We start from the raw sequence: 14,543 nt of genomic DNA on the forward strand, positions 1-14,543 counted from the left end.
CACTTGCTGCCTACCTGTAACTCAAATAATTTAAGGGAAACCCTGTTATTCTGAGCTACAAGGGGGTTCGCTGCATTGCGTTACCCAAGTCACATACTGATGTATGCTCCTTGGATACCTTCACTTGCTGCCTACCTGTAACTCAAATAATTTAAGGGAAACCCTGTTATTCTGAGCTACAAGGGGGTTCGCTGCATTATGCTACCCAAGTTGCACTAATATAGGCAACTTGAGATAACGGTAACTACTTCTTACCACGAGCCAGTGGAAGGTTTTCACCTGCCCAACCAGCAATCCCTTCTTTCAGGACAAAGACTTTTTCAAAACCGTGTTGCACTAATTGCTCTGCGGGTTTGTTTGATTCCATGCCACTTGCAGAAACGATAATAACCGGTTTCTGTTTGTGTTTTTCTAACTCACCTAAATTATTATCTTTAATTTCAGACGGTGTTAAGTTAATAGAATCAATAATATGGCCCTTACGGAAATCGTCACGAGAACGCAAATCCACAATGACTGCCTCTTCTTTATTAATCAGTGTAATTGCTTGTGAGCGAGCAATCACTTTCGTTTTAGAAAAGAGGCCTTTAAAGGTCATAACGACCACAGCTACTAATAGCGCTATCCAAACCAGACTCAATAACATGTTCCGGCTTACAAATTGCATGATTTCTTGGATCATGGGGGGCAATCACTCCCGTTAGTTAAAATCGAATATCAAAGGGTTCAGAGTATACCTGTGTGTTGAGCTAATTACAGCCAATTCACGCAAACTACTGTGTTTTTTTTGCGGTAATGTACGCAAAATTAATACCATTTTACTGAAAAATAGAATTTCTTTCTCAAAGCGGTACGCAAATATTTTACCATAAACATGCCTAAACGGGGCTAACCTGTAGATTAAATAGGCGCTCAATAATAAAAAACGGTTCAAAACTAGCTATACAAAATAAATCAGTGATAATAAAACTATATTATTTGACTTAATTAGCCTTCGTTTCAGGGCAAAAATCCGAATTTGTAAATGTTTTCAATACTATTTATTAGAGAGTGCTGGAAACCATCACTTGCAGATGAAATAATCAGTTATTGCATTTAATTGAGGTGATCTATCACAATGGCCAATACACAATATCGAATGAAAACATCATTTCTTCGTCAGGCTATTACATCCGCTCTACTTGGCTTAGGGCTCTTTGCGCTCGCCCCTACGCACACCGCATTCGCAAACCAGATCACTGAAAATAAAGGGCAATTGCACGATTTACTCAAAAGTATTGCTGAAAAAGAAAAAAGCGTTAAAGAACAACAAGCCAAACGTTCTAATTTACTTGAGCAACTCAAACAACAAGAGCAAAGTATTTCAGCTGCGGGGCGTAGTCTGCACGAAACACAAAACCAATTAAAACAGCTTGATAAAGAAATCGTCTCCTTAAATAGCAATATCAAACAGCTACAAACTAAAAAACTGCAACAAGAAAAAATGCTCGCAGACCAGCTTGATGCAGCCTTCCGTTTAGGTAAACACCAAGGTCTCACCCTGATGTTTAAAGGGGAAGAAGGTCAGCGGGAAGAGCGAATTTTGGCCTACTATAGTTATTTGAATCAGGCTCGTGAAAAAACCATTATTGCACTCGAAGAAACCACCAAAGAGCTGCAACAGCAAAAGCAATTAGAGCAGAAAAAACAAGCCGAACAAAAAAGTACGCTCACTCGCCAGCAACAAGAAAAACGTAAATTAGACAACGTTCAAGCATCTCGGCAAAAAACACTTAGCGCTCTCGAAAGCACCTTAAAAGAGGATCAAAAAAACCTTGCTGTTTTAAAACAAAACGAAGCGAGATTACGTGACAAAATTGCCCGCGCAGAACGCGAGGCCAAAGCAAGAGCAGAACGCGAAGCAAAAGAAGCAGCGCGTATTCGAGCTCAAGTGGCTGAAAAAGAACGCCAAGCAAAACAGAAAGGTGCGACTTACAAACCATCTGAAAGTGAGCGGTCACTTATGTCCCGAACAGGTGGTTTAGGGCGTCCAGCAGGGCAAGCTATGTGGCCAGTTCGTGGCTCTCTGCTCCACAATTATGGCGATGTCATTTCCAGTGAATTGCGTTGGAAAGGGATGGTCATTGCAGCTAATGAAGGCACTCAAGTCAAAGCCATTGCAGATGGACGCGTTTTACTGGCAGACTGGCTGCAAGGTTATGGGTTGGTTGTGGTTGTTGAGCACGGTAAAGGCGACATGAGCCTATATGGTTATAACCAAAGTGCCTTAGTCAATGTAGGCCAAGAAGTTCGTGCAGGCCAGCCAATTGCTTTAGTAGGTAGCAGTGGTGGTCAAGAACGCCCATCCTTGTACTTTGAAATTCGCAGGCAAGGTAAAACTGTTAACCCTCGCCCATGGTTAGGAAGATAACCCAGTAAACTTAAAATCAAACGATTAGGATGAAATTATGTTGAAGCGCTTACCCTTAAGATTATTCATTAGTTTACCGCTATTACTGATGAGCCTACAGGTGAGCGCAGCAAAACTCGCGATAGTTATTGATGATTTTGGCTATCGAGCCAAAGAAGATAACCAAATTTTAGCACTATCCCCTGCGGTCACGATTGCGATTTTACCCAGTTCGCCTCATGGCCGCGAAGTGGCTGAGAAAGCCTACCAACAAGGGCGGGATATTCTGATCCACATGCCCATGAAACCATTAAGCAAACAGCCTTTAGAAAAAGATACATTGGCACCATCAATGAGTGCAGCAGAGATCGATCGCATTATTAAAAATGCCATTGCCCGTGTGCCACATGCAAAAGGCATGAATAATCATATGGGTAGCGAAATGACCTCTAACTTGCCGGGCATGCGTAATGTGATGCAAAGCCTATCGCAATCAAACTTATTTTTTCTCGACAGTGTGACCATCGGCAATACTCAGGCAGGAAATGCCGCGAAAGAATTTGGCGTCCCAACGCTGCGCCGTAATATCTTTATTGATAATCACCAATCAGAAGAAGAAACACGCACCCAGCTAAATAAAGCCGTTGCTTACGCTCGTAAACACGGCAGCGCTGTGGCTATAGGTCATCCGCATCCCTCTACTGTACGTGCACTGCAAAAATATTTGCCACAATTACCGGCCGATATCGAGCTGGTTGCCGTGAGCACATTAGTGAACCCGCAAGAAGCAGCTAAGCAACCGGCGAAGTCGCTCAGAATGCTCTCTGAAGAAGCTCAGAAAAAACCGACACAATCTAAAGTGGAACAGCCTGTTAATGAGCTGCCAAAAACACCAGAGTCAACGGGAGTGATTGAAAATAAAAATGAAAGTGAGCCTGTTGCTGAAGAACTCGGTGTCTGTGAGGTCGAAATACCTGAAACGAAATTACAAGGTATCGATTTGATCATGTCGATTGTTGAAAATATTTACCAAGACAAAACATTGCAGCCATTGCTTTCACAAGAGGCGCCAACGAAAAAGCGAATGCTTTTTAAAACAGAATTTTAAAGCGCGGCTTCCACATACATGCTCCCCTTCTGAAGATAGTAACCTCAGAAGGGGAGTCTTTAACTGACTAATCCCAGTTTAAAATCACTTTCCCTGCTTGGCCTGAACACATCACATCAAAGCCTTTTTGGAAATCATCAATAGAAAATTGATGGGTAATAATTGGCGATAAATCTAACCCTGATTGGATCAGTGTTGCCATTTTATACCAAGTTTCAAACATCTCACGGCCATAAATACCTTTAATAAACAGCCCCTTGAATATCACTTGGCTCCAATCAGTTGCCATTGAAGTAGGCGGGATCCCTAATAGTGCAATGCGCCCGCCGTGATTCATGGTGTCTAACATGGTTTGAAAGGCCGCTGGCGCCCCTGATACTTCTAACGCCACATCAAAGCCTTCTTTCATGCCCAGCTCGTTCATCACATCTTTTAGGTTTTCACGGCTCACATTCACGGCTCGCGAAACACCCATTTTTTTCGCTAAATTGAGACGGTAATCATTCACATCAGTAATAACCACATGGCGAGCACCAACGTGGCGACACACCGCAGCAGCCATAATACCAATCGGCCCCGCCCCTGAAACCAACACGTCCTCCCCCACTAAATCAAAAGAAAGCGCTGTGTGTACCGCATTACCAAATGGGTCAAAAATAGCTGCAATTTCATCGGGAATATTGTCAGGGATTTTAAAAGCGTTAAACGCTGGGATCACCAAATATTCGGCGAAACAGCCTTCTCGATTTACCCCTACGCCAATTGTGTTACGGCAAAGGTGGGTACGACCACCACGGCAATTACGACAGTGGCCACATGTAATATGCCCTTCTCCTGATACTCGGTCGCCAATTTTAAAGCCTTTAACTTCCTGTCCAATCGCAACAATTTCCCCTATATACTCATGACCGACAACCATCGGGACAGGAATGGTTTTTTGTGACCATTCATCCCAGTTATAGATATGTACATCCGTACCGCAGATAGCCGTTTTACGAATTTTGATCATCACATCATTGTGCCCGAGTTCCGGTTTCGGAACGTCCGTCATCCATATACCTGGTTCAGCTTTCAGTTTGGACAGTGCTTTCATAAAAGACCTTTTATTTGATTATATTTAGTTTTTTACCAATGCGAGTGAATGCGTCAACAGCGTGTAAGATATCCTCCTCACTATGTGCAGCAGACATTTGCGCACGAATACGCGCCTGCCCTTGGGGAACAACAGGGTAGAAAAAGCCCGTGACATAAATACCTTCATCAAGCAGCTCTTTCGCGAAAACTTGAGCAAGTTTTGCATCCCCTAACATCACAGGGATGATGGCATGGTCAGCGCCTGCCAGTGTGAAACCCGCCGCAGTCATTTTCTCCCTAAATAACACCGCATTACGCCATAGTTTTTCACGTAACGCTTGGCCTTCACTCATCATATCAATCACTTTGATAGACGCCGCGACAATGGCAGGAGCAAGGGAGTTAGAGAATAAATACGGGCGCGAACGCTGACGTAACCACTCAACAACGTCTTTTTTCGCTGCGGTATAACCGCCGGAAGCCCCACCAAGCGCTTTACCTAATGTCCCCGTGATAATATCGATACGCCCCATAACATTGCAGTATTCATGGCTACCACGGCCATTTTCACCGACAAAACCCACTGCGTGGGAATCATCAACCATCACCAATGCTTGGTATTCATCAGCAAGGTCGCAGATAGAGTGTAAATCAGCAATCACGCCATCCATTGAAAAAACGCCATCAGTGGCAATTAAAATATGACGCGCCCCCGCCGATTTTGCTTCTTCTAGGCGTGCTTTTAACTCCACCATATTGTTATTGCTGTAACGGTAGCGCTTAGCTTTACTTAACCGTACGCCATCAATGATTGAAGCGTGATTTAATGCATCAGAAATAATGGCATCTTCTGGCCCTAACAAGGTTTCAAATAGGCCGCCATTTGCATCAAAACAGGATGAATACAGGATTGCATCTTCCATACCTAAAAATGTGGCTAACTTGTTTTCCAACACTTTATGGTTATCTTGGGTTCCACAAATAAACCGCACGGAAGCCATTCCAAAACCATGGCTGTTCATACCCTGTTTTGCCGCTTCAATTAACGCAGGGTGATTAGCTAAACCGAGGTAGTTATTGGCACAAAAGTTGATGACACGCTTGCCACCGGTGATCTCGATGTCTGCATCTTGGGAAGTGGTGATAATGCGTTCGCGTTTAAATAACCCGTCAGCTTCAATTTGGACCAGTTGCTCACGAATTTGTTGATAAAATCTATTCGACATACATTACTCCTATTTGGCAATCATTCAGAGTTTAATTATAGCCTCTAAAAGTAACGACATTCTCAGCACAAAAAATTAAAGTTTGCGGGCAAGATCACGATAATTGTCTTATACTTATCACCCTCTCTAGTTCAATTCTCTGCTATCAATGCTACCGTCTCGCCAAAGAGATGTTATTATAGGCACCAATGATTTCTCTATTTTATTAACCCATTTGAGGTATATCCCATGATCATAGTCACTGGCGGAGCTGGTTTTATCGGCAGCAACATCATTAAAGCCCTAAACGCAATGGGCCGCACAGATATCCTAGTTGTGGACAATCTGAAAGATGGTACTAAGTTTGCCAACCTGGTTGACCTTGATATTGCGGATTACGCAGACAAAGAAGATTTTCTTGTTAGCATTCTTTCTGGTGATGACTTTGGCGATGTTGATGCCGTATTCCATGAAGGTGCATGTTCATCCACGACTGAATGGGATGGCAAGTATATGATGGATAACAACTATCAATACTCAAAAGAGTTATTACATTACTGTTTAGAGCGCGAAATTCCATTCTTATACGCCTCTTCCGCAGCCACTTATGGCGGCCGTAGTGATAACTTTGTTGAAGAACGTGAGTTCGAAAAGCCATTAAATGTCTACGGTTACTCTAAATTTCAATTTGACCAATATGTTCGTGAAATCTTGCCAGAAGCTGAATCACAAATTTGTGGTTTCCGTTATTTCAACGTTTATGGCCCAAATGAAGAACATAAAGGTGGCATGGCGAGCGTAGCTTACCATTTAAATAAACAAATTAATGAAGGGCAAAACCCAAAATTATTTGAAGGCAGCGAGACCTTCCGCCGCGACTTTATCTATGTTGGCGATGTTGCCGCAGTGAATTTATGGTTCTGGGAAAATAACGTTTCGGGGATTTTTAACTGTGGTACTGGCCGTGCAGAGTCTTTCCAAGCCGTTGCTGATGCAGTGACTGAATTCCACAAAGACAAAAACGTAGCTGTCGAATATATTGAATTCCCAGAAAAATTAAAAGGCCGCTACCAAAGCTTCACACAAGCGGATCTCACCAAGTTACGTGCTGCTGGTTATACTGCGCCATTTAAAACGGTTGCCGAAGGCGTCACTGAATACATGCAGTTACTCAATAAAGACGCGTAATTCATATCTATGAAAATATTGGTGATCGGCCCTTCATGGGTAGGGGATATGATGATGTCACAGAGCCTTTATCGCACAATAAAGGCGCTTCATCCTCATGCACAAATTGATGTGATGGCGCCACAATGGTGCCGCCCTTTGCTAGCAAAAATGCCTGAAGTCAATCAAGCTATTCCAATGCCTTTAGGCCATGGAGCCCTTGAAATCGGTGAACGTCGTCGATTAGGTATCAGTTTGCGGGGAAATGGATACGACCAAGCGATTGTTTTGCCTAACTCGTTAAAATCTGCACTTGTTCCGTTCTTTGCTAACATTGCCAAAAGAACGGGCTGGCGCGGGGAAATGCGTTATGGGTTACTCAATGATATTCGCCCGTTAAACAAAGAAGCGTTTCCATTGATGGTACAACGTTATGTTGCCCTTGCTTATGATAAGCAAACTATTCAATCTGCTGCTGATATTCCATCACCAATATTAAAACCCAAACTTGTCACCGTTCCACAAGAAGTCAGTGAAACGCTGCAAACCTTTGGCATTGATGACTCTCGCCCGATTATTGGTTTTTGCCCAGGTGCCGAGTTTGGCCCAGCAAAACGCTGGCCACACTACCATTATGCAACCCTCGCTCAAGAACTGATCAGCTTAAAAGGCTACCGAGTCTTGCTGTTTGGTTCCCAAAAAGATCACCCCGCAGGGGAAGATATTCGCCAAAGTTTAACGGATGAGGCAAAACCATACTGCCATAATTTTGCAGGGGAAACCTCTCTAGAACAAGCCGTTAACTTGATTGATGCCTGCCAAGCTGTTGTGAGTAACGATTCAGGGCTGATGCATGTTGCTGCTGCATTAGATAAACCTTTAGTGGCACTTTATGGCCCAAGTAGCCCAGATTTTACACCACCGTTGTCTGATAAAGCCGAAGTGATCCGCTTAATCGAGGGATATCACAAAGTCCGTAAAGGGGATGGCGAAAGTGGTTATCACCAAAGTCTGATCGATATTCAGCCAAAAATGGTTTTAGACGCATTAGCGCGTTTAAATATAGGTATTGAATAATGCGAGTATTATTAGTCAAAACATCCTCAATGGGTGATGTTTTACATTCTTTACCTGCATTAACCGATGCACAGCAAGCTATCCCCAATATTCAATTTGATTGGGTGGTCGAGGAAGGTTTTGCACAAATTCCAACTTGGCACAGTGCGGTCAACCAAGTGATCCCTGTCGCTATCCGCCGTTGGCGGAAAAATTGGTTTTCTGCGCCAATCAGAGCCGAACGTGCCGCGTTTCGTCAACAACTGCAAGCAACTCACTACGATGCGATCATTGATGCTCAAGGGCTGCTAAAAAGCGCATTTCTCGTTACGCGCTTAGCCCATGGTGATAAACACGGTTATGACCGCCATAGCATTCGCGAACCTCTTGCCAGCTTTTTCTACGACCACCGCTATGCCATTAGCAAGCAGCAACACGCGGTTGAACGTATTCGTCAATTATTTGCGAAAAGCCTTGGTTATACTTGCCCGACACAGCAAGGTGATTACGCTATTGCACAGCATTTCTTGCAATCTGGTGTAAATAACGAAAGCCCTTACGTAATTTTTCTGCACTCCACCACACGCGATGATAAACATTGGCCTGAAGAAAACTGGCGAAGTTTAATTGAGTTAATGGCGAATAGTGGTGTAAAAATAAAGCTTCCGTGGGGAGCGCCTCATGAGCAACAACGTGCACAGCGGTTAGCTCAGGGTTTTAATTTTGTTGAGGTATTACCGAAGCTAACACTCGCTGAAGTGGCACAACAGATTGCCAATGCTAAAGCCGTTGTCTCTGTCGATACTGGGCTAAGTCATTTAACCGCCGCACTGGATAAGCCCAACTTCACGTTATTTGGCCCTACCGACCCAGGGTTAATTGGGGGATATGGGCAGGGGCAACATGAGATTAAATCCACAAGTAATAATATGGCCGATATTAAACCAAATGACGTTTATTCTCTGCTAACACAATTATTTTGAGATATTAATAGATGTAAATTTGAATAGATTTTGAGCCAAATTTACATCATTAAATTTATAATGTTCCTTCATATTAGAAAACTGTAATGTGTAATTTTTGACCATGTAAACAGAACTCAATAAACATTGAGCTGAGCTAAAAAAACCATAAAGATTAACAAAATACCCTAATTCTAGATAGTTAAGTACAACATCTTCTGCAGATTGCTCTGTTTCTATAAATTCAACATTAGAGAAATAACGTTCTAAATCTCTTGGGTGTGGAAGATAATAGTCTATTTTATATCGTTGAATAAAAGTCTCTAACTCACTAATTAACAATGTTTTATTAGTACTCACATCAGAATAAACTGTCCCTAAAAAAATGGATATTTCCCTTGTTTTATTGAATGTTTCAGGAAGAGTAATTAGCTGAATGTACTCCGTATTTTCAATGATATTTTTCATATCTTTAAAAATGGTATAGTGTAATTCCGACTGCTTCACAACATCATATTCGTGAATATGACGCCCCTGAATATAATGAGTTAGTTTTTTATACAACGGAGGTTTTTGTAAATGACTAAATCTTTTTCTTTCTAACAGGTTGAATATTCCATCATCAAAGGTTCTCATCCTTTCGTAAGAAACTTGAGATAAAATATGATGCACGAGAGACATGTCTACATTTGCAACATAAACACAATCAAAGCGTTTTGTTGGAAGGATATTGGCCATTTTCTTTACATAAAGAGTTCTCTTAACCGTCTTGAGGGGCTTAGTAATATTAAAATACTCCGAGCCCCAAAAGCAGATCATCCCTTTGTTTTTAATGTATTTTTCTATAAAATATTGGTTCTTTGCATTACCCCGATCACCAATAAACAAAACTATTGAGTTTTTATTCTCACTCTTATTTAATAAGTTGCCAACAATTCTCAGATGTAAAACAGTCAAGCAAATAAATAATTGCATCACGCTTTCCTACACAAAAACTAGGTATATAGATTAGCATAAATGCTTAGTACCAATAGTACAAACAGCCTCTTTTTCTTTCTTATTTATTCATTTTCTGCGGTGCAATAAACCCAAAACACATCGTTTCTGGTGCCGCATTAGGCTCAGAGCGATAAATCACATCTTCTTTTTCGATGGTAAATTGCGGCCAGAATTTACGGACTTTTGCAAAGTTTTCATGAGCACAATCATCGTATTTTTTACCTAGCAGGAGCGCGCCATGCTCACGAATTTCTGCTTCAGTGATATCGCGGTTATAGACATTCGGTGGCATATGTTTTTCCATCGACCAAGGTTGGATCACATGTGGGCGGTCTTTCGCATAAATAATGAACCATTGATATTGATTATCTTCGCCACCAACATATTTAACAGGTGTACCATAACGTTGATACCAGCGTTCTTCCCCTTCCGCTATTAGGGTTTTTACACCAATAAACTTTTGCCCTGCCCCGCGAATATTCGCCGCTTGAACGGTGATATAGCCAACCACCACTAAAACACCAAAAATCGCAAAACCAATGAGTGATTTCTTAAATGGTTTTTTTGGCATCACAGTTATTGAACCAACAAACAACGGCGCAATAATTGCCATAAAAGGCTGTAGCCATTCCGTAATCCGCCCGCCATCATGGAACGAAAACCAGCCATAAATAACAACCAAAGGGAATAAAATAATGAAATTGGCCATGCGGTTAGGCAGCGCCTTAGGCCACCCTAACTTTCCACCACTGCAATAAATAATAATGGCAGCAATCACTAACGGATAAAAAACACTTAATGCCGCTTGAGTTGTATGGAAATTAAAACCAGGGTCAATTTGTGAATTCACCCATTTAAAAGCTGAGAAGTCCGTCGCCATCAGCCAAAAGAAATTTGGCAGAACTAATGCAAACCACAACGCAATAGCTAAATAAAAAACGGGGTAACGGTAGCTCTGGCGTGCCTGCTTAACAAAAATAGTCAGTAAAAAAACCGAACCGACTAAGGCAAGTGTCGAGTATTTCCCCATGGTTGCCAACCCCGCAACCAAGGCAAAAGGTAACCACCACGTAGGGTTATCATCTACCGCGCGCAAAAAGAAATAAAGAATCCATGGCCATAAGGTGACGAGAATATAGTTATCATTATAAGGAATGATATCAAAATTAATGACACCTGAAAGGTTCAACATTAACATCGCAAACCATGCAAGGTCACGACGCCCAGTTAAACGATAAGCCAGTTTCCAAACACCCAACAGGCCAAATGCAATACCAACAAAATGGATCAAATACCAATAAAAGCTATATGAAATTTCCAAATAGATGGCTGGCCACATTAATACGCCAACGAACCATGGGTTTTTAGGCGAGCCCCATTCCCCATTCATACCCCAATTAACAGCCTCTACCGTGTCGTAAGGTACTGTTGGGTCAAAATAAAAGCTCGCTAAGATCCAGACTACGGCATAGCCTATGACCCATAAATAAACATATTTATTTGAATTTGGTTGATTGATTGCTGGCATACTGTCTTAAAAGATAAGGAAAAATCCAAGTACTCCACTATTGCCAAAAATAGCAAAATAGAATACCCCTATAACAAACGGTGCAGTCTACTATAGTTTAGATGCAATACTAAGATGCGGGAGAAAATATTCATGATTCATTGTTGTAACGTTCAAGTTGGCTTATCTAAAAAAGATACATTGAATCATTATTGTTCTTTGGGTGGTAAATAGGGTTGTAATAATTTTAATAAACGCTGGAGAGCGCCTTGGTTTTCATGCAGAACCTCTGCGGCATGACGGCCATAATATAAACGATAGTCTTCATCAGAAAGTAAGCTCGTCACCGCTTGTTCCATCGACTCACTGTCCGTCACCGTAATCAGCCCATCAGCCTGCGCTAACTTCCCACAAATATCTTTAAAATTAAAGGTATGTGGCCCCATTAAAACAGGTAATGCATGCGCAGCGGCTTCTAAAGGATTATGCCCCCCCGTTTCAACTAAGCTTCCGCCAACAAACGCAATGTCCGCAATTCCATACAGCAACATCAATTCACCCATGGTATCACCAATAACCACTTGGATATCTACGGTAGGAATTGTGTTAGCGCTACGACGAATAAACGTTAGGCCGGCCTTTTGGGTTAGCTCTTCGGCTTTTGCAAAACGTTCAGGATGACGAGGGACTAAAATGAGCAATAAATCTGGAAAACGTTTTAATAACCTTTGATGAGTTTCTAAAACAATGGCTTCTTCGCCGTCATGAGTGCTGGTCGCAATCCACACAGGGCGGTGCGCAGCCCACTGCCTACGAAGTGTAATGGCTCGGACAGCTAATTCAGGGGTAACGGAGATATCAAATTTTAAGCTTCCCGTCACACTTAATTGCATACGCCTTAACCCAAGCTGAACAAAGCGCTCACCGTCTTCTTGGTGCTGCGCTGCCACCATCGTGACATTGCGCAGCATGCGTTTCACAAAGCTACCTAACTTTTGATAACCCGCCGCAGAACGCTCTGATAATCGCGCATTGGCGATAACTAAGGGGATTTTTCGCTTATGCAGTTGATTTATCATGTTTGGCCAAAGCTCAGTTTCCATAATAATCACAAGTTTAGGATCAACCTGTTTAAGGAAACGGCGCATCGAGCCCGGTAAATCATAAGGGAGATAAACATGGCTAACATCATCACCAAATGCAGACTGAACACGTTCTGAACCTGTGGGCGTCATTGTGGTAACAGTGATAGGCAAGGAAGGATAGTGATGGCGAAGTGCCCTGACTAAAGGAACAGCGGCTAGCGTTTCACCCACTGAGACCGAATGCAGTAAAATGCCTTGGGGCTTAACTTTACCTGCACAAAAACCATAGCGCTCACCCCAACGTTTACGATACGCAGGCGCTTTTCGGCTACGCAGTAAAAGGCGAACCCATATAAATGGCTGGATAAGATAAAGAAGTACCTGATATAACCGCAGCAATAACATTCGATCTGATTCACTTACCAAAATTGGCGCTATCTTACCATAAACCTTCTGCAAAAGTGTGCAGAATATGCACCTAAAAATTCACAAAGCCTCGCTAACTCTTGTTGCAACCATGCTAGATAGCCGATAAGGTTAAACTCTCGCATCGCTTATTTACACTTATATTTTGAATAAGCAATAACAAACAATGAGATACTATCGCCATGGAACATAAAGCCATCTACCCAGGTACCTTTGACCCGATCACATCAGGGCACGTTGATATTGTCACCCGTGCAGCGGCAATGTTTGACCATGTACTCCTCGCTATTGCCAATAGCCAACGCAAAAATCCCATGTTCACCCTTGATGAGCGGGTTTCCCTTGCAAGGGAGGTGACGTCTCATCTTGATAATGTTGAGGTAGTGGGGTTTTCTGAGTTGATGGCGAGCTTTGCACAAAAAAAAGGGGCGAATATTCTAATCCGTGGTGTGCGCTCGGTGGCTGATTTTGAATATGAGTGGCAATTAGCGAATATGAATCGCCACTTTGTCCCTGAATTAGAAACGGTATTTTTGCTCCCATCGCAAAGTTTATCCTTTGTGTCTTCATCTTTAATCAAAGATGTCGCCCTTCATGATGGTGATATTTCCTCTTTTCTACCGCCCATTGTTGCAGATGCAATGCTGAAAAAACTCAATAAAAAATAGCTATCATGAGTTATTTTTGGCACTGAGGGCAGAAAAAGGTGCTACGCTGGCCTTGTTTAATACTTTCAATCGGCGTTCCGCACATTGAACAAGGCTCACCCTTTTTTCCGTACACAAATAACTCTTGTGCAAAATAACCTGGTTTACCATCCGACTGTAAAAAGTCTTTCAGCGTTGTGCCACCTTGCTCAATTGACCGTACTAACACGAGTTTGATTTGCTTAACCAATTCCGTGATTTCAGCCAATGTTAATGTATTGGTTATTTTTTCAGGTGAAATTTTTGTCGCAAATAGAGCTTCATTTGCATAAATATTGCCAACACCAACGACGATTTTGTTGTCCATCAACCAAGGCTTGACCGCCACTTTCTTTTTTTGCGCGAGCTCATAAAGATATTGAGGGTTAAATTCATCAGATAGGGGTTCAGGGCCTAAATGTGCGAGTACTGAGCTGTTCTCTAAGTCATCACACCACAGCCAAGCCCCAAAACGCCTCGGATCGGTATAGCGTAAAACTTTACCGTCACGCATGATTAAATCCACATGGTCATGTTTTTCTTCAGGTAACTCTTCCGTTAAAATACGCACACTGCCAGACATGCCTAAGTGAACGATAATCCAGCCCTTTTTCAATTCAATCAGCAAGTACTTCGCACGACGTTGCACGCTTAAAACAATTTCATCAGATAAGCTTTTTATTTGCTCGCTGACAGGCCAACGCAAGCGGCTGTTTCGTACGACTGCGTAAGAGATTGTGTTACCGACTAAATGTGGCTCAATACCACGACGGCTGGTTTCGACTTCAGGTAGTTCTGGCATGTTTATTTCCAATTCTTCCTACAAGAAAAAATTCTTGCTTCTCTGTTCATATCACATAGGCTATCCTAATACTGTAG

The 14,543-nt window shown here is 42.3% G+C and carries 13 protein-coding genes; 6 read left to right on the forward strand and 7 right to left on the reverse strand.

The window, feature by feature from the left end:
• Window positions 1-244: 244 nt before the first annotated feature.
• Window positions 245-682, reverse strand: a complete 438-nt coding sequence (locus AC4IFO_RS19785; protein ID WP_273804048.1) for a rhodanese-like domain-containing protein — start codon at window positions 680-682, stop codon at window positions 245-247.
• A 435-nt stretch (window positions 683-1,117) separates the two neighbouring features.
• On the opposite strand from AC4IFO_RS19785, the gene envC reads away from it, so the two are divergent.
• Both envC and AC4IFO_RS19795 read left to right on the forward strand, forming a co-directional pair.
• Window positions 1,118-2,410 (forward strand): murein hydrolase activator EnvC, encoded by a 1,293-nt coding sequence (gene envC / locus AC4IFO_RS19790; protein WP_490737017.1) that lies wholly within the window; start codon window positions 1,118-1,120, stop codon window positions 2,408-2,410.
• A 37-nt stretch (window positions 2,411-2,447) separates the two neighbouring features.
• Window positions 2,448-3,497, forward strand: a complete 1,050-nt coding sequence (locus tag AC4IFO_RS19795; RefSeq protein ID WP_490737019.1) for a divergent polysaccharide deacetylase family protein — start codon at window positions 2,448-2,450, stop codon at window positions 3,495-3,497.
• 67 nt (window positions 3,498-3,564) lie between these two features.
• Here AC4IFO_RS19795 and tdh read toward each other — a convergent pair whose 3' ends face one another.
• Together tdh and AC4IFO_RS19805 are read right to left on the reverse strand one after the other, a co-directional pair.
• A complete protein-coding gene (gene tdh / locus AC4IFO_RS19800; protein WP_490737020.1) occupies window positions 3,565-4,590 on the reverse strand; it encodes an L-threonine 3-dehydrogenase in 1,026 nt (341 codons plus the stop codon).
• 10 nt (window positions 4,591-4,600) lie between these two features.
• Window positions 4,601-5,797, reverse strand: a complete 1,197-nt coding sequence (locus AC4IFO_RS19805) for a glycine C-acetyltransferase (protein ID WP_490737022.1) — start codon at window positions 5,795-5,797, stop codon at window positions 4,601-4,603.
• 228 nt (window positions 5,798-6,025) lie between these two features.
• On the opposite strand from AC4IFO_RS19805, the gene rfaD reads away from it, so the two are divergent.
• Genes rfaD through rfaC form a run of 3 tightly spaced genes read left to right on the forward strand, consistent with a single transcriptional unit; the run spans window position 6,026 to window position 8,982 of the window.
• Complete coding sequence (rfaD, locus tag AC4IFO_RS19810) at window positions 6,026-6,964, forward strand: ADP-glyceromanno-heptose 6-epimerase (protein WP_219245118.1); 939 nt, start codon at window positions 6,026-6,028, stop codon at window positions 6,962-6,964.
• Window positions 6,965-6,973: 9 nt separating this feature from the next.
• Window positions 6,974-8,020, forward strand: a complete 1,047-nt coding sequence (gene rfaF / locus AC4IFO_RS19815; RefSeq protein ID WP_490737024.1) for an ADP-heptose--LPS heptosyltransferase RfaF — start codon at window positions 6,974-6,976, stop codon at window positions 8,018-8,020.
• Entirely contained in the window at window positions 8,020-8,982 is a 963-nt protein-coding gene (rfaC, locus tag AC4IFO_RS19820; protein WP_490737026.1) for a lipopolysaccharide heptosyltransferase RfaC, read from the forward strand. The genes rfaF and rfaC overlap by 1 nt, the downstream gene beginning before the upstream one ends.
• Here the strand turns inward: rfaC and AC4IFO_RS19825 are convergent.
• The 3 genes from AC4IFO_RS19825 to waaA form a co-directional block, all read right to left on the reverse strand.
• On the reverse strand, window positions 8,974-9,936 hold the full coding sequence (locus AC4IFO_RS19825) for a glycosyltransferase family 52 (protein ID WP_490737028.1): 963 nt from the start codon (window positions 9,934-9,936) through the stop codon (window positions 8,974-8,976). The two genes, rfaC and AC4IFO_RS19825, sit on opposite strands and share 9 nt — an antisense overlap.
• 82 nt (window positions 9,937-10,018) lie before the next feature.
• The gene (locus tag AC4IFO_RS19830; protein ID WP_490737030.1) at window positions 10,019-11,488 is read right to left on the reverse strand and encodes a glycosyltransferase family 39 protein; all 1,470 of its coding nucleotides are present in this window, start codon (window positions 11,486-11,488) and stop codon (window positions 10,019-10,021) included.
• A 188-nt stretch (window positions 11,489-11,676) separates the two neighbouring features.
• Window positions 11,677-12,957, reverse strand: a complete 1,281-nt coding sequence (gene waaA / locus AC4IFO_RS19835; RefSeq protein WP_490737032.1) for a lipid IV(A) 3-deoxy-D-manno-octulosonic acid transferase — start codon at window positions 12,955-12,957, stop codon at window positions 11,677-11,679.
• Between the two features lie 203 nt (window positions 12,958-13,160).
• Between waaA and coaD the strand changes: the two genes are divergently transcribed.
• Complete coding sequence (gene coaD, locus AC4IFO_RS19840) at window positions 13,161-13,646, forward strand: pantetheine-phosphate adenylyltransferase (protein ID WP_490737034.1); 486 nt, start codon at window positions 13,161-13,163, stop codon at window positions 13,644-13,646.
• Between the two features lie 10 nt (window positions 13,647-13,656).
• Here coaD and mutM read toward each other — a convergent pair whose 3' ends face one another.
• Window positions 13,657-14,466, reverse strand: a complete 810-nt coding sequence (gene mutM / locus AC4IFO_RS19845) for a bifunctional DNA-formamidopyrimidine glycosylase/DNA-(apurinic or apyrimidinic site) lyase (RefSeq protein ID WP_490737036.1) — start codon at window positions 14,464-14,466, stop codon at window positions 13,657-13,659.
• Between the last annotated feature and the right edge of the window lie 77 nt (window positions 14,467-14,543).

The organism is Providencia sp. UF-224 (assembly GCF_058245955.1).

Excerpts from the sequence above, each read along its gene's own strand:
- AC4IFO_RS19785 (WP_273804048.1), bottom strand. The coding sequence starts at position 682 with ATGATCCAAGAAATCATGCAATTTGTAAGCCGGAACATGTTATTGAGT.
- envC (WP_490737017.1), top strand. The coding sequence starts at position 1,118 with ATGGCCAATACACAATATCGAATGAAAACATCATTTCTTCGTCAGGCT.
- AC4IFO_RS19795 (WP_490737019.1), top strand. The coding sequence starts at position 2,448 with ATGTTGAAGCGCTTACCCTTAAGATTATTCATTAGTTTACCGCTATTA.
- tdh (WP_490737020.1), bottom strand. The coding sequence starts at position 4,590 with ATGAAAGCACTGTCCAAACTGAAAGCTGAACCAGGTATATGGATGACG.
- AC4IFO_RS19805 (WP_490737022.1), bottom strand. The coding sequence starts at position 5,797 with ATGTCGAATAGATTTTATCAACAAATTCGTGAGCAACTGGTCCAAATT.
- rfaD (WP_219245118.1), top strand. The coding sequence starts at position 6,026 with ATGATCATAGTCACTGGCGGAGCTGGTTTTATCGGCAGCAACATCATT.
- rfaF (WP_490737024.1), top strand. The coding sequence starts at position 6,974 with ATGAAAATATTGGTGATCGGCCCTTCATGGGTAGGGGATATGATGATG.
- rfaC (WP_490737026.1), top strand. The coding sequence starts at position 8,020 with ATGCGAGTATTATTAGTCAAAACATCCTCAATGGGTGATGTTTTACAT.
- AC4IFO_RS19825 (WP_490737028.1), bottom strand. The coding sequence starts at position 9,936 with ATGCAATTATTTATTTGCTTGACTGTTTTACATCTGAGAATTGTTGGC.
- AC4IFO_RS19830 (WP_490737030.1), bottom strand. The coding sequence starts at position 11,488 with ATGCCAGCAATCAATCAACCAAATTCAAATAAATATGTTTATTTATGG.
- waaA (WP_490737032.1), bottom strand. The coding sequence starts at position 12,957 with ATGTTATTGCTGCGGTTATATCAGGTACTTCTTTATCTTATCCAGCCA.
- coaD (WP_490737034.1), top strand. The coding sequence starts at position 13,161 with ATGGAACATAAAGCCATCTACCCAGGTACCTTTGACCCGATCACATCA.
- mutM (WP_490737036.1), bottom strand. The coding sequence starts at position 14,466 with ATGCCAGAACTACCTGAAGTCGAAACCAGCCGTCGTGGTATTGAGCCA.